General features: G+C 72.0%; 16 protein-coding genes and 1 riboswitch. Of the genes, 6 read left to right on the forward strand and 10 right to left on the reverse strand.

Translation table 11 applies throughout. The features are described 5' to 3' along the window. Positions 1-23: 23 nt before the first annotated feature. On the reverse strand, positions 24-1310 hold the full coding sequence (locus T328_RS09270) for an extracellular solute-binding protein (protein WP_496495453.1): 1287 nt from the start codon (positions 1308-1310) through the stop codon (positions 24-26). Between the two features lie 328 nt (positions 1311-1638). On the opposite strand from T328_RS09270, the gene T328_RS09275 reads away from it, so the two are divergent. The 6 genes from T328_RS09275 (at position 1639) to T328_RS09300 (ending at position 9577) form a co-directional block, all read left to right on the forward strand. Further along, the gene (locus tag T328_RS09275) at positions 1639-2445 is read left to right on the forward strand and encodes a GntR family transcriptional regulator (protein ID WP_496495454.1); all 807 of its coding nucleotides are present in this window, start codon (positions 1639-1641) and stop codon (positions 2443-2445) included. 175 nt (positions 2446-2620) lie between these two features. After that, positions 2621-4867, forward strand: a complete 2247-nt coding sequence (locus T328_RS09280) for a carbon starvation CstA family protein (protein WP_496495455.1) — start codon at positions 2621-2623, stop codon at positions 4865-4867. Further along, on the forward strand, positions 4864-5067 hold the full coding sequence (locus T328_RS09285) for a YbdD/YjiX family protein (protein ID WP_496495456.1): 204 nt from the start codon (positions 4864-4866) through the stop codon (positions 5065-5067). Before T328_RS09280 ends, T328_RS09285 begins: the two co-directional genes overlap by 4 nt. A gap of 126 nt (positions 5068-5193) precedes the next feature. Continuing rightward, positions 5194-5712, forward strand: coding sequence for a GNAT family N-acetyltransferase (locus T328_RS09290; RefSeq protein ID WP_496495457.1), 519 nt, complete (start codon positions 5194-5196; stop codon positions 5710-5712). A 16-nt stretch (positions 5713-5728) separates the two neighbouring features. After that, a riboswitch (cobalamin riboswitch) is annotated at positions 5729-5905 on the forward strand. A gap of 175 nt (positions 5906-6080) precedes the next feature. Next, positions 6081-8543: a ribonucleoside-diphosphate reductase subunit alpha gene (locus tag T328_RS09295; RefSeq protein ID WP_496495458.1), complete on the forward strand. Its 2463-nt coding sequence runs from the start codon at positions 6081-6083 to the stop codon at positions 8541-8543. 59 nt (positions 8544-8602) lie between these two features. Further along, positions 8603-9577, forward strand: coding sequence for a ribonucleotide-diphosphate reductase subunit beta (locus T328_RS09300; RefSeq protein ID WP_496495743.1), 975 nt, complete (start codon positions 8603-8605; stop codon positions 9575-9577). A gap of 60 nt (positions 9578-9637) precedes the next feature. Here T328_RS09300 and T328_RS09305 read toward each other — a convergent pair whose 3' ends face one another. The 9 genes from T328_RS09305 to T328_RS09345 form a co-directional block, all read right to left on the reverse strand. After that, positions 9638-10372 (reverse strand): D-Ala-D-Ala carboxypeptidase family metallohydrolase, encoded by a 735-nt coding sequence (locus T328_RS09305; RefSeq protein ID WP_496495459.1) that lies wholly within the window; start codon positions 10370-10372, stop codon positions 9638-9640. Positions 10373-10545: 173 nt separating this feature from the next. Continuing rightward, complete coding sequence (gene def, locus T328_RS09310; RefSeq protein WP_496495460.1) at positions 10546-11193, reverse strand: peptide deformylase; 648 nt, start codon at positions 11191-11193, stop codon at positions 10546-10548. An 84-nt stretch (positions 11194-11277) separates the two neighbouring features. After that, entirely contained in the window at positions 11278-12270 is a 993-nt protein-coding gene (locus T328_RS09315; RefSeq protein WP_496495461.1) for a tetratricopeptide repeat protein, read from the reverse strand. A gap of 165 nt (positions 12271-12435) precedes the next feature. Next, positions 12436-13746 (reverse strand): HD-GYP domain-containing protein, encoded by a 1311-nt coding sequence (locus T328_RS09320; RefSeq protein WP_496495462.1) that lies wholly within the window; start codon positions 13744-13746, stop codon positions 12436-12438. Between the two features lie 83 nt (positions 13747-13829). After that, a complete protein-coding gene (locus T328_RS09325; RefSeq protein ID WP_496495744.1) occupies positions 13830-15293 on the reverse strand; it encodes an HD-GYP domain-containing protein in 1464 nt (487 codons plus the stop codon). Positions 15294-15398: 105 nt separating this feature from the next. Continuing rightward, complete coding sequence (gene rsrA / locus T328_RS09330) at positions 15399-15758, reverse strand: mycothiol system anti-sigma-R factor (protein ID WP_496495463.1); 360 nt, start codon at positions 15756-15758, stop codon at positions 15399-15401. Further along, positions 15755-16438 carry a sigma-70 family RNA polymerase sigma factor gene (locus T328_RS09335; protein WP_496495464.1) on the reverse strand — a complete coding sequence of 228 codons (684 nt, stop codon included), beginning with the start codon at positions 16436-16438 and terminating at the stop codon, positions 15755-15757. The genes rsrA and T328_RS09335 overlap by 4 nt, the downstream gene beginning before the upstream one ends. Positions 16439-16688: 250 nt before the next feature. Beyond that, positions 16689-17321, reverse strand: coding sequence for an alpha/beta hydrolase family protein (locus tag T328_RS09340; protein WP_496495465.1), 633 nt, complete (start codon positions 17319-17321; stop codon positions 16689-16691). Between the two features lie 136 nt (positions 17322-17457). Then, complete coding sequence (locus T328_RS09345) at positions 17458-17649, reverse strand: hypothetical protein (protein ID WP_496495466.1); 192 nt, start codon at positions 17647-17649, stop codon at positions 17458-17460. Between the last annotated feature and the right edge of the window lie 27 nt (positions 17650-17676).

Raw genomic sequence — 17676 nt, forward strand, 5'->3', positions numbered from 1 at the left:
CGGTCCCGCCCGCCCGATGTCACTTACTCCTGCGCCAGGCGCTCGTTCAGATCGCCCTCGACCGACTCGGCCGCTTCCTCGTGGGAGTCGCCGTTGAGGAAGGCGGTCATGTAGGACTTGATGGGGTTGGGGGTGTTCTCCACCGCGCCCCACTCCGGGATGAGCGGTGTGGTGCCGCCGACGGCGGCGGCCGGCGCCGCGGCCTCGGCCGCCTCGTTGCCCTGCAGCTTCGACTGCAGCGAGTCCTTGTTGGGGATCACGCCGTTGGCCGCCGCGAGGGCGCCCTCGTGCTTGTCCGAGAGCACGATCTTCAGGAACTCCTGGGCCAGCTCCTGCTTCTCGCTGCCCGCCGCGATGGCCAGGTTGGAGCCGCCGAGGAAGACGCTCTCGGGGGTGTCGGCGGTCTCACCGGGGATGGTGAAGTAGCCGATCTCCTTCTCGAAGTCCTTGTCCTTGCTCGCTTCGATCGCGGTGCCGGACTCCCAGCCCATGCCGATGATGGCGCCGGTCTCGCCCTTGCCGAAGACCTCGCCCTGCTGCGGGGTGGCCTCGTCCTTGTCCTTGGGCGCCGTGGAGTAGTCGGCGTACTGCTTGTAGATCTCCATGGCCTCGCCGACCTTGGGGTCGGAGAGGTTGGACACCCACGTGTCGCCGTCCTTCTTCACCAGCTCGGCGCCCTGGCCGATGAGCAGGCCGTCGAAGAAGTACCAGTTCTGGCCGGGCATGTAGATCGGCTCGGCGTCGGTGTTCTTCTCGATCTTGTCGAACGCCGCGAAGAGGTCGTCACGGGTCTGGGGAAGCTCCGTGATCCCGGCTTCCTTGAAAATCGACTTGTTGTACATCACCACGCGGTTCGCGAAGAACCACGGCGCGGCGTACTGCTGACCCTCGTAGATCGACGACTCGTTGAGGGACTCGGTCCACTCGGTGCCGATCTCCTCCTTCAGGTCGGTCAGGTCGGACAGACCGCCGGTCGCCGCGTAGGCGGGCGTCTGGGTGTTGCCGACCTCGACCACGTCGGGCGGGCTCTCCTCGGACAGCGCGGTGGTCAGCTTCTGCTGAATGCCGTTCCACTGCTGCACCTTGTATTCGAGCGTGGCGCCCGTCTTCTTCTCGAACTCGGCCTCCACGTCCTTCAGCCAGTCGTCCGGTGTGGAACCGTCCATGGCCCAGAAGGTGAGCGTCTCGCCCTTGAACGAACCGGGCCCGCCGCCCGCCTCGTCACCACCGTCACCGTCGTCAGAACCGCAGGCGGCGAGGCTTGCCACCAGGCCAGCCGCCGCCAGCACCGCTACCGCCGTGCGCTTCACGTCACCCTCCTCAACATGCCGGCCCACGCCCCCCTGCCGTCGTTCGCCGGCGATTCGCCGGCGATTCGCCACCGAAAAGTCCTTGCTCCCGGACCCTGCCCGTGGAGTGGACTTGTGGTCTTTAATGGTTTAGACCAGGTTGACGGTCTTGGTCTGGACCAATCGTGGAACGAAGCCTGGCCTAGACCAATGAGGGTGTCAAGGGTGTGCGGCCTGCTGGTTCGGCTTCCGTTACCGGACCGACATGTGAGCAATCCCGTCACCCCGCGAGTGCACCGACGGGTGACGAGCCGTGCCAGGATGTGAGCCGCTACCAGACGGAGGAGTCATGAGGACGAACGCCGGACCGGCCGAGGGGACGTCGGCTGCGACGGTACCGGCAGCCGACGAGCCGGGACGCGCCGGGGGGAGCGCCGGGCGGACCACCCGTGTGCCCAAGTACTACCGCCTCAAGCGGCATTTGCTGGAGATGACCGAGACCCTGCCGCCCGGTACCCCGGTGCCGCCGGAGCGCACCCTCGCCGCCGAGTTCGACACCTCCCGTACGACCGTGCGCCAGGCGCTGCAGGAGCTGGTCGTGGAGGGGCGGCTGGAGCGGATCCAGGGCAAGGGCACGTTCGTGGCCAAGCCCAAGGTCTCGCAGGCCCTCCAACTGACCTCGTACACCGAGGACATGCGCGCCCAGGGTCTCGAACCTACCTCGCAGCTGCTGGACATCGGCTACGTGACCGCGGGCGACCAGCTCGCCGAACGGCTCGACATCACCCCCGGCGGGCGCGTGCTGCGCATCGAGCGCCTCCGGCTGGCCAACGGCGAGCCGATGGCCATCGAGACCACCCACCTGTCCGCCAAGCGCTTCCCCGCGCTGCGCCGCAGCCTCGTCAAGCACTCCTCGCTCTACACGGCGCTCGCCGAGGTCTACGACGTCCACCTGGCCGAGGCCGAGGAGACGATCGAGACCTCGCTCGCCACGCCCCGGGAGGCGGGGCTGCTGGGCACGGACACGGGCCTGCCGATGCTGATGCTCTCCCGCCACTCCGTGGACACCCACGGCGAGCCGGTGGAGTGGGTCCGGTCGGTGTACCGCGGCGACCGGTACAAGTTCGTCGCCCGCCTCCGCCGCCCGGTGGGCTGAGCGGCCGAGCGGCGGCGCGTCCCGGCTCCCGGCCGGGCCCGCCGCCGCCTACCCGGCGGCTCCCGCCGCGGACCGTGATCGAAAAGCGACTCATCGCCCTAGTGACGGCGGCCACACCCTGCTCTACATTTCGAGCGCATTGCAAGAGATTGAGAGCTCAGGGGACGGAGCCGCCATGACAGTGCAAGCAACCCCGGAGGACGTACCGCGGAAGCCACGCCTGGAACCGAAGAGCGTGGCGCTCTGGTCCGTCGTCGCCCTGGTGGGCGCCGTCGGCTGGACCATGCTGGCGCTCTCCCGCGGCGAGGAGGTCTCCGCGGCCTGGATGGTGGCCGCGGCCCTCGGCTCGTACGCCATCGGCTACCGCTTCTACTCGAAGTTCATCGCCTACCGCGTGCTCAAGGCCGACAAGACCCGCGCCACCCCGGCCGAGCGGCTCGACAACGGCATCGACTTCCAGCCCACCGACCGCCGGGTGCTCCTCGGCCACCACTTCGCCGCGATCTCCGGTGCCGGACCGCTGGTCGGCCCGGTGCTGGCGGCGCAGATGGGCTTCCTGCCGGGCACGATCTGGATCGTCGCGGGCGTGATCTTCGCGGGCGCCGTCCAGGACATGGTGGTGCTGTTCTTCTCCACCCGCAGGAACGGCCGCTCGCTCGGCCAGATGGCGCGCGAGGAGATCGGCCCGGTGGGCGGCGCCGCCGCGCTGATCGCGGTCTTCTCGATCATGATCATCCTGCTGGCGGTGCTGGCGCTGGTCATCGTCAACGCGCTGGCGGAGTCCCCCTGGGGCACCTTCTCCATCGGCATGACGATCCCGATCGCCCTGTTCATGGGCTTCTACCTGCGGATGATCCGGCCGGGCCGGGTCGCCGAGGTGTCGCTGATCGGCGTCGCGCTGCTGCTGCTCGCGCTGGTCGCGGGGCGCTGGGTGGCCGAGTCCTCGCTCGCGGACACGTTCACGCTGAGCAAGGAGTCGCTGGTCGTCTGGATGGTGATCTACGCCTTCATCGCCTCGGTGCTGCCGGTATGGATGCTGCTCGCGCCGCGCGACTACCTGTCCACGTTCATGAAGCTGGGCACGATAGCGCTGCTGTTCATCGGCGTGGTCGTGGCCGCGCCGACGCTGAAGATGGAGGGCGTCACCGACTTCGCCGGCGAGGGCACGGGACCGGTCTTCGCCGGTTCGCTGTTCCCGTTCGTCTTCATCACCATCGCCTGCGGCGCCCTCTCCGGCTTCCACTCCCTCATCTCCTCCGGCACCACGCCGAAGATGGTGCAGAAGGAGACGCAGGTGCGGATGATCGGCTACGGCTCCATGCTGATGGAGTCGTCGGTCGCGATCGTGGCGATGATCGCCGCATGTGTGCTGGACCCGGGGCTGTACTTCGCGATGAACTCGGCGCCCACGGTGATCGGCGACACCGCACAGTCGGCGTCCCAGGCGATCCAGGGCTTCGGGTACGAGATCACGCCGGCGGCGCTGCAGGCGGCGGCCGACTCCGTCGAGGAGTCGACGCTGCTGTCCCGTACCGGCGGCGCACCGACGTTCGCCATCGGGGTCTCGGAGATCTTCTCCGACGTGACCGGGGACAGCCTCAAGGCGTTCTGGTACCACTTCGCGATCATGTTTGAGGCGCTGTTCATCCTGACCGCGCTGGACGCGGGCACGCGGGTGGGCCGCTTTATGCTGCAGGACACCCTCGGCAACGTCTACAAGCCGCTGAAGCGCGTCAGCTGGTGGCCGGGGCTCATCGGCACCAGCGCGGTCGTCGTGGCGCTGTGGGGCTACTTCCTGTGGGTCGGTGTCAACGACCCCCTCGGCGGCATCAATCAGCTCTTCCCGCTCTTCGGCATCACCAACCAGTTGCTCGGCGCGATCGCGCTGACGGTCTGCACCACACTGCTGATCAAGTCCGGCCGGCTGAAGTGGGCGTGGGTGACGGGCATCCCGCTGCTCTGGGTCGCGGTGGTCACGCTCACCGCGAGCTGGCAGAAGGTGTTCTCGGACGACCCGCGGGTCGGCTACTTCTCCCAGGGCGACGTGGCGCAGGAGAGCATCGACTCGGGCGAGCTGTCCGGGCAGGAGCTGGAGGACGCGGAGACCGTCGTCACCAACACGACGGTCGACGGCGTGCTGTCCGTGATTTTCGCCCTGCTGGTGGTCATCGTGATCGTGGACGCGGCGCGGGTGTGCGTGAAGTCGCTGCGCAACCCGGAGTCGGTGGTCAGCCACGAGGAGCCGTACCACGAGTCGTCGTTCGTCGCGCCCGCGCAGCTGATCCCGACCAAGGAGGAGAAGGCGGAGCTGGCCGCGGCCGGGCTGGGCGCGGGCGGCGGCTTCAAGCCGGGCACCGGGTCGGGCTCCGCCGCCGTGGGCGCCCGCGGCGCCGGCGGCGCGCAGGACGGAGGGGGCTCGTGACCGGGACGGCGGCGGTGGCGGCGGCCGGGCGCAAGGTCTGGTGGTACGTGCGCGAGGTGATCGGCGACACGGCGTACGAGCGCTACGTCGAGCACCTGCGCCGGCACGACCCCGAGGCCGAGGCGCCCAGCCGGCGCGAGTTCGAGCGGATGCGCACGGACGCGGGCGACGACCCGCGCAAGGGCTTCCGCTGCTGCTGAGCGCGGTATGGCGCGGGCCGTACGACTACGAGCCGTACGGCTACGGGCCGCCGTCCCCGGTATCCGGGGACGGCGGCCCGTTCCGCCGGGGGCCCGTTGTCGGTGGGGCAGGGCAGACTCGGAGGCATGGACTTCACGGTGCGGCCGGTGCGGCCAGAAGAGTACGAGCGAGCGGGCGAGCTGGTCGCCCAGGCGTATCTGGCGGACGGGCTGCTGACGTTCGGCGACGGCGACGACTACATCAACGAGCTGCGGGACGTACGTGGGCGGGCCCTTGCGGAGCGCGCGGAGGTGCTGGTCGCGGTCGACGGGGACGGCCGGCCGGACGGCGGCCGGGTGCTGGGCAGTGTGACGTTCGTGACGGCGGGATCGCCGTACGCGGAGTTGAGCGGGCCCGGCGAGGGCGAGTTCCGGATGCTGGCGGTGGCGCGGGAGGCGCGCGGCCGGGGCGTGGGCGAGGCGCTCGTACGGGCCTGTGTGGACGGGGCCCGGGAGCTGGGCGCGCGGCGGATGGTGCTGTCCAGCACCCCGAAGATGACGACGGCCCACCGGCTGTACGGGCGGATCGGGTTCATACGTACCCCGGAGCGCGACTGGTTCCCGCTGCCTGGTCTGCCGCTCTGGGCCTTCGTCGCGGACCTCTGAGGCGTGACACAACATATAGGGGTGGTTCCCTGACGGGCTACTAGATGTATGCTCGTCTCAGCTGCCGACGCAGGAGAATCCGGTGGAAGTCCGGAGCTGTCCCGCAACGGTAAGCGATGTGCCGTCATGCCTGCCGCGCGCCGGTGTGCCCGTACGTCGTGAGCCCGAACACCTCCGGCAGCGATCGATACGTCCGGGTCTCGCGGATCGGGCTCACGGACGCAAGCGGCTTTCCGCCTCCGGCGGCGCTCCCCCACAGCGCGCAAGCGCGCGTGGGCGGTACCCCCAGCGCGCCGTGGGCGAGCCCGCCTGCGCCCGCAGGGCAGCCTCTCCCGCGGGGCCCCCGCCGAGCCAGGGAGAGCAGCATCTTGACGATCGCACCATCCGCCGCGCTTACGGAGCCCGCCTCAGCCAGCCCCCACACCCCCGCCGCTCCCGGCGCCGACGACGGCCCGGCCGCCGCGCTCACCCGTGTCCTCGCCGAGCTGACCGCCGACCTGCCCGCCACCGACCCGGCCAGGGTCGCCGCGGGCGCCCTGCGCGGCCGGCATCCCGGCTCCGGGGAGGCCGAGTTGCGGGAGCTGGCCACCGAGGCCGCGGCGGCGCTGATCGCCGAGGATCCGGAGTACTCGCGGCTGGCCGCCCGGCTGCTGACCCAGGCCGTCGCCGAGGAGGCCGCGGCCCAGGGCGCCACGAGCTTCTCCGCGTCGATCGCCGTGGGCCACCGCGAGGGCATCGTCACCGACGCGACCGACGCCTTCGTCCGGCGGCACGCCGTGCGCCTGGACGCCCTGGTGGACGAGGCCGTCGCCGAGGGCCGCGACGACCTCTTCGGCTACTTCGGCCTGCGCACGGTCCACACCCGCTACCTGCTGCGCCACCCCACTGAGCGCGCCGTCATCGAGACCGCCCAGCACTTCTTCCTGCGCGTCGCCTGCGGGCTGGCCGCCGACGAGTCCGACGCCGCCCTGGCCGAAGTCGCCGAGCTGTACGGGCTGATGAGCCGCCTCGGCTACCTGCCCTCCTCCCCCACCCTGTTCAACTCCGGCACCCGCCACCCGCAGATGTCGTCCTGCTACCTGCTGGACTCCCCGCTCGACGAGCTGGACTCAATCTACGAGCGCTACCACCAGGTCGCCCGGCTGTCCAAGTACTCCGGCGGCATCGGCATCTCCTTCACCCGGATCCGCTCCCGCGGTTCGCTGATCCGCGGCACCAACGGCCACTCCAACGGCATCGTCCCGTTCCTGCGCACCCTGGACGCCTCCGTCGCCGCCGTGAACCAGGGCGGCAAGCGCAAGGGCGCCGCCTGCGTCTACCTGGAGCCCTGGCACGCCGACGTCGAGGAGTTCCTGGAGCTGCGCGACAACACCGGCGAGGAGGCCCGCCGCACCCACAACCTCAACCTCGCGCACTGGATCCCCGACGAGTTCATGCGCCGCGTCGAGGCCGACGGCCTCTGGTCGCTGTTCTCGCCCGCCGAGGTGCCGGAGCTGACCGACCTGTACGGCGCCGAGTTCGACGCCGCGTACGCGCGCGCGGAGGCCGAGGGGCGGTACGTCAAACAGGTCCCCGCACGGCAGCTGTACGGCCGGATGATGCGTACCCTCGCGCAGACCGGCAACGGCTGGATGACGTTCAAGGACGCCGCCAACCGCACCGCCAACCAGACCGCGGAGCCCGGTGCCGTCGTGCACTCCTCGAACCTGTGCACCGAGATCCTGGAGGTCTCGGACGACGGCGAGACCGCGGTGTGCAACCTGGGCTCGGTCAACCTCGCCGCCCACCTCGGCCCCGACGGCGAAATGGACTGGGAGAAGCTGGACGCCACGGTCCGTACCGCCGTGACGTTCCTCGACCGCGTCGTCGACATCAACTACTACCCCACGGAGCAGGCCGCCGCGTCCAACTCCCGCTGGCGCCCGGTGGGCCTGGGCGTGATGGGGCTGCAGGACGTCTTCTTCCGGCTGCGGCTGCCGTTCGACTCCGCGGAGGCGCGGGCGCTGTCCACGCGGATCGCCGAGCGCATCATGCTCGCCGCGTACGACACGTCCGCCGGCCTCGCCGAGCGGCACGGCCCGCACCCGGCCTGGTCCCGTACCCGTGCCGCCCGCGGCGTGCTGCACCCCGACCACTACCCCGAGGCCGACGTGGCCTGGCCGGAGCGCTGGACCGCGCTGCGCGCACGCATCGCGGAGACCGGCCTGCGCAACTCGCTGCTGCTGGCCATCGCCCCGACCTCGACGATCGCCTCCATCGCCGGCGTGTACGAGTGCATCGAGCCGCAGGTCTCCAACCTCTTCAAGCGCGAGACGCTGAGCGGGGAGTTCCTCCAGGTCAACACCTACCTGGTGGCCGAGCTGAAGGCGCTGGGTGTGTGGGACGCACAGACCCGCGAGGCGCTGCGCGAGCACGACGGATCCGTACAGGAACTGACCTGGATCCCCGAGGAGGTCCGGGCGCGGTACCGCACGGCGTGGGAGCTGCCGCAGCGCGCGCTGATCGACATGGCCGCGGCCCGTACGCCGTACCTCGACCAGGGCCAGTCGCTCAACCTCTTCATGGCCGCACCGACCATCGGCAAGCTCAGCTCGATGTACGCCTACGCCTGGAAGTCCGGGCTGAAGACGACGTACTACCTGCGCTCGCGCCCGGCGACCCGCATCGCCCGCTCGGCCCGCGCCGCCGCGGCGGCCACCACGGCGGCCACCGAGCCCGCCGGCGCACCCGCGGCGCCCGCCCCCGTACCCCTGCCCGTCCAGCAGCCGCACGCCGACGACGCGGTCGCCTGCTCCCTGGAGAACCCCGAGACCTGCGAGGCCTGCCAGTGACCACCGCCGCCGACGCCAAGAGCCTGCTCGACCCGGGCTTCGAGCTGACCCTGCGCCCCATGCGCTACCCGGACTTCTACGAGCGCTACCGGGACGCCATCAAGAACACCTGGACCGTCGAGGAGGTCGACCTCCACTCCGACGTCTCCGACCTCGCCAAGCTCTCGCCGGGCGAGCAGCACCTCATCGGCCGGCTGGTGGCGTTCTTCGCCACCGGCGACTCGATCGTGGCGAACAACCTGGTGCTCACGCTCTACAAGCACATCAACTCGCCGGAGGCCCGCCTCTACCTCTCCCGCCAGCTCTTCGAGGAGGCCGTGCACGTCCAGTTCTATCTGACGCTGCTCGACACCTACCTCCCCGACCCGGACGAGCGGACCGCGGCCTTCGCCGCCGTGGAGAACATCCCGTCGATCCGCGAGAAGGCGCAGTTCTGCTTCCGCTGGATGAACGCCCTGAACAGGGAAGGAGGGGTGGAGAAGATCGAGCGCCTGGAGACCAGGGAGGACCGGCGCCGTTTCCTGCTCAACCTCATCTGCTTCGCCGCCTGCATCGAGGGCCTGTTCTTCTACGGCGCGTTCGCCTACGTCTACTGGCTGCGCTCCCGCGGCCTGCTGCACGGCCTGGCGACCGGCACGAACTGGGTGTTCCGCGACGAGAGCATGCACATGAACTTCGCGTTCTCCGTGGTCGACACGGTTCGCGAGGAGGAACCGGACCTCTTCGACGAGGAGTTGGGGCGGCAGGTGCGCGACATGCTCGACGAGGCGGTGCGGGCGGAGCTGCAGTTCGCGCGGGACCTGTGCGGCGACGGCCTGCCGGGGATGAACACCGAGTCGATGCGCGCGTACCTGGAGTGCGTGGCGGACCAGCGGCTGGTGCGGCTGGGCTTCGCGCCGGTGTACGGGTCGCAGAACCCGTTCGCGTTCATGGAGCTGCAGGACGTGCAGGAGCTGACGAACTTCTTCGAGCGCCGCCCGTCCGCGTACCAGGTGGCGGTGGAGGGCTCGGTCGGGTTCGACGACGAGTTCTGACAGTGGTGGCCGCCGGCCGGACCCGCCACGGGGGCGGGTCCGGCCGGCGGTGTCCCGCGGTCAAATGCCGCAGGAGGAAGCGGACCAGTAGCGGGAGGACCGGCCGTCGACGTGCGTGTGGTCGCTGTGGCCCGGGTAGCCGGGACCGAGGATCCCGCCGAAGCCGTGCGAGCGCGCCTGCTGGGCCAGCTTGCAGAAGGACGGGGAGCCGACGAGGTCGGCCGCCGTGCCGTACAGGTGCTGGCTGTTGGAGGCGCCGCCGACCGCGTTGTTGCACGAGACGGAGCGGAAGCCGCTGCTGACGCTGATCGGGACGTCGCCGAGGGTGCGCCGCATCGCCTCCAGCTTCCACATGGTGCGCTTGGCATTCTCCTTGGCCGTGGCCGCGGAGACCGCACCGCCGCCCCAGGTGGAGTTGCACGTGTTCAGCTCGGCGTAGGTGAAGTGCACCGGCGTGCAGTCCGCGTCCTGCAGGCTGTAGATCTTGTTGAACGTGTTCGGGCCCGCGATGCCGTCCGAGGCGAGCCCGTACCGGCTCTGGAACTTGGCCACGGCGGCCTTCGTACGCTCGCCGTACTGGCCGTCGACGACGAGGATCTCGCCGGACGTGACGTGGCCCGCCACCCGGATCTGCAGCTGGGTGACGTCGGAACCGGACATGCCTTCCTTGAGCGTGCGGTTCCAGGTGTAGCACGAGTCCGCCTGCGCGGTGCCGGCGGTGGCGACCGTACCGACGACACCTGCCGCCGCGAGCATGACAATACTGAGGATGAGTCTGACCGTACGTCTGAGCATCGGGCCTCCGTGCCGTACGAATGGGGGGCTCCGAGCGTCGCGCGCGACGGGCGCGCGGTCAACGAGCCGGCCTTCCGCCAGTGGACCAGACCACCGCCGTAACCGCCGCGCAAGAGGCGGCGGTTACGGACACACGGGGCGGCGGCCGGGGGCCGGGGAGGCCCGGACGGCGGTCAGTCGTTGGGCACCGTCTCGTACCGCGGGGTGTTCTCCGCCATCTGCTGCATGACGTCCTTGCGCTCGCGCTTGGAGAGCCGGTCGATGTACAGCCGCCCGTAGAGGTGGTCCGTCTCGTGCTGCAGGCAGCGGGCGAAGTAGCCCGTGCCGTGCACCCGGATCGGCTTGCCGTCGAGGTCCTGGCCGCGCACCACCGCGTAGTCCGGGCGGGCCAGCGACATGTACGCGCCGGGGACGGAGAGGCATCCCTCGTTGCCGTCGTCGAGCTGCCGGCGGTCGGCGGGCAGCTCCTCCAGCACCGGGTTGCACACGGCTCCCACGTGGCGTACGCCGTCGTCGTCCGGGCAGTCGTAGACGAAGAGCTTGAGGTCGACGCCGACCTGGTTGGCCGCGAGCCCCACGCCCTCCGCCGCCCGCTGGCTGACGAACATGTCGTCCGCGAGTTGCCGTAGCGCGTCGTCGAAGTCGGTGACATCCCGGCACTCGCGGTGCAGCACCGGATTGCCCACCACCGTGATCGGCCTGAACGTGCCCCGCTCCCGGGCCTGGCGCTCACGCGCCTCCGCGTCCGTCACGTCGTCGAGGAACACGTCCGGCGACTCCGCTTCCCGCCCCGCCTGTTGCTGCTCCGCCTGCTGCGTCATCCTCGCCGTACGCCTTCCTGGTTCCCGCCCTCACGAGCTTTATGAAAAGACCGGAGTCCAGGGTACGGCCAGCTTCTGACAGCCTCAGACGACTTCCTCAAGATCCCGCCAGTCCCGGGTGTCCGGGCTGTCCGCGGCCCAGCTCTCCAGCAGCCCGCGCACCAGGGACGCGGGCGCGGCTATCCCGCACTCCCGCTCCGGCACCCACAACCCGTCCTCGGTGCGGTGCACCAGCGGCCCCGGCTGACCGGGCTCGCTGTGGTCGTGCGGGTCGAGGGACGCCTGCAGCGAGCCCTCGGCGCTGGGCATGCAGCTCTCCGAGCAGGTGCGACAGAGCAGCCGCACCGAGGACGACCAGTCCTCCGCCGCGTACCCCGCCTCGGCCGCCAGCTGCTCGACCGCGTCCCGGTCCGCCTCGGTGGCCGCTTCCAGCAGCACCACCCACGTCGGCACCGGCGACGGCGCCCACAGCTCTATCTCGTCGAAGACCGGGTACGACGGGCCCGCCAGCGTCGCCCGCTCGCCGTGCGGCACCCCGTCGTGCAGCACGACCTCGCCCCAGCGCCGCCCGGACGACGGCAGCGGGATGCTCTGTACCTCGATGCGCGCCGGGTCCAGCCGGCGGCCCCAGACGACCTCCGCCTCGCCCTCCGGCGACAGCCGGACCGCGGCGCTGCCCAGCTCCATGTCCTCCGGCGGCTCGGCCGCCCCCTGGTGCGCGGCGCCGCCGGGCACGCGCAGCCCGTACGCCTCCCAGGACCGCCGCGCCAGCGGCCAGTCCTGCAGCGCGGTGGCGGCGATGCCGACGTTCCACCAGTCGGGCGCGCCCGTCTCGCGGTCGAGCAGTGCGACGGCCCGCAGGCCGGCGGCGCGGGCCTGCTCCCAGTCGTGCCGGAACTTGTGCAGCAGCGCGAGGTTGAACCACGACTCCGACAGCCAGGGCTCCAGGCCCGCGGCACGGGTGAGCAGCGCGCCCGCGTCGTCGTACCGGCCGTCGCCGATCAACGTGAACGCGCGGTCGGTCGCCTGCCGCCACGAGGCGGAGGGCCGATGCCGTGTTCTGCCGAAGATCTTCACGATTCCTGCCTGCCGTCTTTGACTCCAGGATGACCACTGTGCGCCCCGTCCGCACGGCGTGCTCTCCCCGGGGGGCTCCGTTGCTCCCCGCAACTTCCTGTCCGCTCGGGTGCCGGGCTATGCCCGCATCCAACCACGCGGTGGCGTACACCCGCTTCTTACCGGTCAGTTCACCTGTGCGCCGCTCGCCAGCACCTCCCTCAGCGCGTCCACCACGGCCGGGTCGTACTCCTCCGCGGTGGCCAGGCGCAGCCGCTCCAGCGCCGCGAGCGGGCCGGCGGCGACCGCGCCCTCACCCTTCGCGTTCCCCGTCACCAGGGCGTCGTATGCGGCGGCCACGCGCACGATACGGGCCGCGACCGGCTGGTCACGGTACGGCTCCGCCTGCCGCTCCACGACGACGGCGACCTCGGCGGCCACCCCGGTCTGCCGCACCACCGCGCCGCCCAGCAGGGCGATGCGCCGCCGGTCGGCGAGGCTGTCGGGCCCGCCGCCGGCCGGCACGGGGTCGCCGCCGGCGGCCGGCACCGGGTCGGCCAGCGACAGCTTGCCGAGGTCGTGCATGAGCGCGGCCTGCTCCAGCACGTCCAGCTCCCGCTCGGACAGCCCCCGCACCCGGCCGATCGCCCGGCAGAGGGAGGCGACGCGGTGGGCGTGGCCCTGGGTGTGGTAGCCCGCCATCTCGGTGGCGCGGGCGAGGGAGGCGATGGTCTGGCGGTACGTGCGGCGCACGGCGGCGTAGCGGCGGAACGAGACCTGGGTGAGCAGCAGCGGCAGGCTCAGCACGGGCAGCGCCCACGGGCCGGCCACCTGCGCGGCGAGCGCGATGACCACACCTGTCGCGCACATCGCGGAGCCGACGCCGGGCAGGGCGCGCAGTTCGTCGCGCAGCAGGGGCCCGTACGGCCAGCCGGTGCGGGCGCGGGCGAGGCAGGCGGCGAGCACGGCGTCGCAGAGTGCGGTCAGCGCGAGGACGCCGAGGAGCGCCAATACGTAGACGGTGCCGGGGCCGGGGCCGGGCCCGGCGGCGAGGTCGCCGGGCGGGCCGCCGGGGTCCGCGGCGCCGTCGTCCGGGGTGCCCGCGTTGCCCGCGCACAGGGGGCGGCAGCAGGCGGCGGCGAAGGCGGTGCCGAGCACCCGGCGGACCAGGTGCTCGGCGGTGGGGCCACGGCCGCGGGCGATGTGCGGCACGGCGCCGACCACGGTGGCGGTGAAGGAGACGGCGGCGATCTCCAGCACGGCGGCGCCGGCGGTGTCCGCGGGGATGCAGAGCAGGGCGTAACCGAGCGCGCCGGCGGTGGCCAGAGGCGCGGGGATGCGCGCGGGGGCGCCCGCACGGTGGTCGCCCGCTACCTCGCCGAGCACGATGAGGAGGCCGAAGGCGAGCGCGGCCCCCGGCTGGGCGAGCCCGTGCGACAGCGTCCAGCAGAACCCGGCCGCGGTCACCGCCCCCGCCGCCCCGACCGCGATCCGCACCGAGGGCGGAGTCGTACGGCCCCCGGCGGGCAGCGACGGTCCGTGACTGCGCCGCGGTGCGCCGGACGGTTGCCGTGCCCGGCTCACAGCCGACCGCCGCCGGCCGCCGGGGGCCCGCCCGCGGCGCCGCGCGGATCCCCGGCGGCAGGAGCCCCGCCGCCCGGGTGGGGGACCCGCGACGCCGCGAGACCGCCGCTGAGCACCACGCCACCGTCCGGGGTCGCCCCGCCGTCCGCCGCGCCGCCCGCACGGGCACGCCGCAGCGGCGCGGGCTCGTCCGCGGTGACCTCGGCGTGCCAGCCGCGGCGCTCGATCGCGCCGGCCAGCGCCTGCACCATCCGGGGGTCGAACTGCTCCCCCGCACACCGCCGCAGCTCCGCCAGCGCCGCGGGCACCCCGCGCGCCCGCCGGTAGGAGCGGGTCGACGTCATGGCGTCGAAGGCGTCGGCCACCGCCACCACCCGGGCGTATTCCGGAATCCGCTCGCCGGTGAGCCCGTACGGGTAACCACCGCCGTCCATCCGCTCGTGGTGGTGGAGGATCGCCGAGCGCACCTCCTCCAGGAAGCCGATGCCGCGGACGATCTCGTGCCCGTACTCCGGATGCAGCTCGATGACCCGCCGCTCCTCGGGTGTCAGCGGCCCGTCCTTGCACAGGATGCGCGTCGGCACCCCGAGCTTGCCCACGTCATGCAGGATCCCGGCGAACCGCAGCACCTCCTGCCGGCGCTCGTCCATGCCCAGCTCGCGCGCGATGAGCACCGACGCGCGGCCGACGCGCTCGCTGTGCCCGCGGGTGTAGCGGTCCTTGATGTCGACGGCCTGCACCAGTGCCCGGATCGTCGCCTGGTGCGCCGCGCGTTCGCGGTTGGCCTGGGCGAACGCCCAGCAGGAGATGGCCATCGGCAGCAGCACGAGCAGCCCGCTGGCGGGGCCGTGCGGGCTGTGCCAGAGCATCGCCATCATCAGCCCGGCGAGGCCGTGCACGAGGTACGCGCTCGCCGCCGCGGGCGCGCCGGCGAGCGCCGCGCGCGGCGACCGGCGCTCGGCGGCGGCCTGCATCAGGGCGTCGAGGCAGGTGAGCACGGTCCAGAAGGCCGCGACCGCGGCTAGCGCGGCGGGCAGCAGCTCGGGGAACCCAGCCGGGCCGAGCCTGGCGTCGCCGGGCACGCGCTCCTGCGCGTACGCGGCCGCCCAGCCGGCGAGCGCCAGCTCCGCGGCCCGCCACAGCCGTCGTGGCGCGGCGGGCTGCTCGGCGATCCGGGCGGTCAGCGCGCCCGGGAGCGGGACGAGGGCCGCCGCGGCGGGCGGCAGCAGAAACGCTCCTGCAAGCAGGACCGGGAAGAAGGCGCCGATGCCGTCGGGCACCCGGCCCGCCAGCGGCGGGCAGCGCCAGAGGTGCTCACCGGCCGCGTAGACGGTGGCGAGCAGGGCCACCGCGGCCCAGGGGATCGGGGCGCCGGGCCGCAGCGCGGGGGCGGCACAGGCCGCCGCGGCGAGCACCGCGCACAGCAGGCAGCCGCGCCCGGCCGCAGAGACCTGCGCCACCCGCCGCATGCGCCCCACGCTCCTCGTCCGCGCTGTACTCCGTACGAGTTGGGGAGCATAGGGCGGCGCCTACGGCCGAATGGGGCGCAGTTGCGCAAAAGAACACTACGAGCCGGGTGGATTCGCACCTTCGAGTGACGTGGAGCGGCCGTCGTCACCGGTGCTCCCCGTGCTCCCGGTGTCGAGCACAGGCTGCTCCGGCACGTCGTCGCCGGACCTGATGAGGTCGATCCGGCCCATCACCTTCGCGCGCAGGTCCGTCGGTACGTCGTCCTGGCCGCAGCAGCGTTTGACGAGCTTCTTCACGGCCTGCTCCAGGCCGTACTTCTCCAGACAGGGGCTGCACTCGTCGAAGTGCACCTGGATCTTCGCGCAGTCCCCCTCGGGCATCTCCTGGTCGAGATACTCGTAGAGGTGGTCGAGGACCTCTGAGCAATCAGTCTCGTGCGACTCTCCGCAGCTCATGATCCCGAACCCTTTCCCGTGTGCGAGCCGGCCGACTCGGGTCCGGCTCCCGCCGGCATCAGGCCGCGCTCCTGCGCGTAGTCCTCCAGGAGGCCGCGCAGCTGACGGCGACCACGGTGCAGCCGGGACATGACCGTACCGATCGGTGTCCCCATGATGTCGGCGATCTCCTTGTAGGCAAACCCCTCGACGTCCGCGAGATACACCGCGATACGGAACTCCTCGGGGATCGCCTGGAGGGCTTCCTTCACGTCGGAGTCCGGCAGGTGGTCCAGCGCCTGGGCCTCGGCGGAGCGCAGGCCCGTCGACATGTGGGACTCGGCGCGCGCGAGCTGCCAGTCCTCGATCTCCTCGGCGGCGCTGCGCTGCGGCTCGCGCTGCTTCTTGCGGTACGAGTTGATGAACGTGTTCGTCAGGATGCGGTAGAGCCACGCCTTGAGGTTCGTGCCCTCGCGGAACTGGTGGAAGGACGCGTACGCCTTGGCATACGTCTCCTGCACCAGGTCCTCGGCGTCGGCGGGATTGCGCGTCATGCGCAGCGCCGCCGAGTACATCTGGTCGAGGAACTGGAGCGCGTCGCGCTCGAAGCGCGCGTTCCGCTCGGTGGACGTCTCCTCGGGCGCCGACCGCTCCTCGGCCGACTCGCCCTTCCCCGCGTCGGTCCCAGTGACGAGACCCACCTCCTCCAGCACCGTGGCGGAGCCATTAGTGGCCCCGTACGGTTCGGAGGATAGACGACGTCCGTGCACATCCGCCGCCCAGTACTTCTCCGCTGCCGCCGGCTGCGGACGCGACGGGCATGCAACCCTGCTCATACGCTTCCCTTCGTTGATCGCGTGGAACGTACATCGGCGACAACGCCCGCCCCCGATGGCGCATTCCCGGCGGTTCCGCAGGACACCCGGGCTCGGGGTGGGCTGTTCCGGGGCGTCAGCGCAGGCCGGCGAGCCACTCCGCCGCGGCGGCGGTGATCGTGGCGGCGGTCCCGGCGTCGTCGGGTGGCGCGCTCTTGGCCACGGCGAAGCCGTGGTCCGCGTACGGCACGGGCACGACGTCGACGTCCGCGGGGAACTCCGCGGGGCCGCCGAAGGGGTCGCGCTCGCCCTGCACCACGCGGGTCGGCACCCCGGCGTCCAGCAGCTCCGCCAGCCGCGACTTCTCCGGCTTGCCCGGCGGGTGCAGCGGGAAGGCCAGCGCGAGCACCGCCCGGGCCCCGAGCGCGCGGGCCGTGCGGCACGCGACCCGCGCGCCGGCGCTCCGCCCGCCGGCGACGACCGGCACACCGGGCTTCTCCAGGGCGGGCCACAGCGCGGTCCAGCCGGCGTCGAGGGTCCTGGGCGCGGGCGCCAGCTTGCGGCCGGCGACCCGCCAGGGCTGCTCGACGAGCGCGACGGTGACCCCCTCGGGGGGCAGCGCGGCGGCCAGCGACCGCAGGTCGCGGGTCTCGATGCCGCCGCCGGCGCCGTGGCTCAGGGCGAGCACGAGCCGCGGGCGTGCGGCCCGGTGCCAGGTGATGCGGGCGTCGCCGGGCGGGGTGGCGACGGTCTCCGTGGTGGGCTTCACCCGGCACAATCTAGGCGAGCCGTACGCGCCCCCGGCGCCCCCGCACCGGGGACGTCGGCAGATCCGTGCGGGCAGCCGTCCGCCCGGCTCAGCGGATCAGTCGGGCACGTGCTTCCTCTGCCATCTTCTGCTTCTTCTACTGATTCTGCTTCTTAGCGCGGGCACGGGCCATCAGGACGATGAGCACGATGATCACGGCGATGACGACCAGCACGATGATCATCGTCGTGCCATCGCCATCACCGCCGGCGCCGGCGCCGCCGCCGCGGTAACCTCCGCCGCGGCCCCCGCGCGCGAGTAAGCCGGAAACTTCCTGGATGTAGGCCATGGCCGGGGAGTCTAGGCCGTGGAGATC

This window comes from Streptomyces sp. CNX435 (genome assembly GCF_059570575.1).

Excerpts from the sequence above, each read along its gene's own strand:
- T328_RS09280 (WP_496495455.1), top strand. The coding sequence starts at position 2,621 with ATGACAGTGCAAGCAACCCCGGAGGACGTACCGCGGAAGCCACGCCTG.
- T328_RS09345 (WP_496495466.1), bottom strand. The coding sequence starts at position 17,649 with ATGGCCTACATCCAGGAAGTTTCCGGCTTACTCGCGCGCGGGGGCCGC.
- T328_RS09275 (WP_496495454.1), top strand. The coding sequence starts at position 1,639 with ATGAGGACGAACGCCGGACCGGCCGAGGGGACGTCGGCTGCGACGGTA.
- T328_RS09290 (WP_496495457.1), top strand. The coding sequence starts at position 5,194 with ATGGACTTCACGGTGCGGCCGGTGCGGCCAGAAGAGTACGAGCGAGCG.
- rsrA (WP_496495463.1), bottom strand. The coding sequence starts at position 15,758 with ATGAGCTGCGGAGAGTCGCACGAGACTGATTGCTCAGAGGTCCTCGAC.
- T328_RS09300 (WP_496495743.1), top strand. The coding sequence starts at position 8,603 with ATGCGCTACCCGGACTTCTACGAGCGCTACCGGGACGCCATCAAGAAC.
- T328_RS09305 (WP_496495459.1), bottom strand. The coding sequence starts at position 10,372 with ATGCTCAGACGTACGGTCAGACTCATCCTCAGTATTGTCATGCTCGCG.
- def (WP_496495460.1), bottom strand. The coding sequence starts at position 11,193 with ATGACGCAGCAGGCGGAGCAGCAACAGGCGGGGCGGGAAGCGGAGTCG.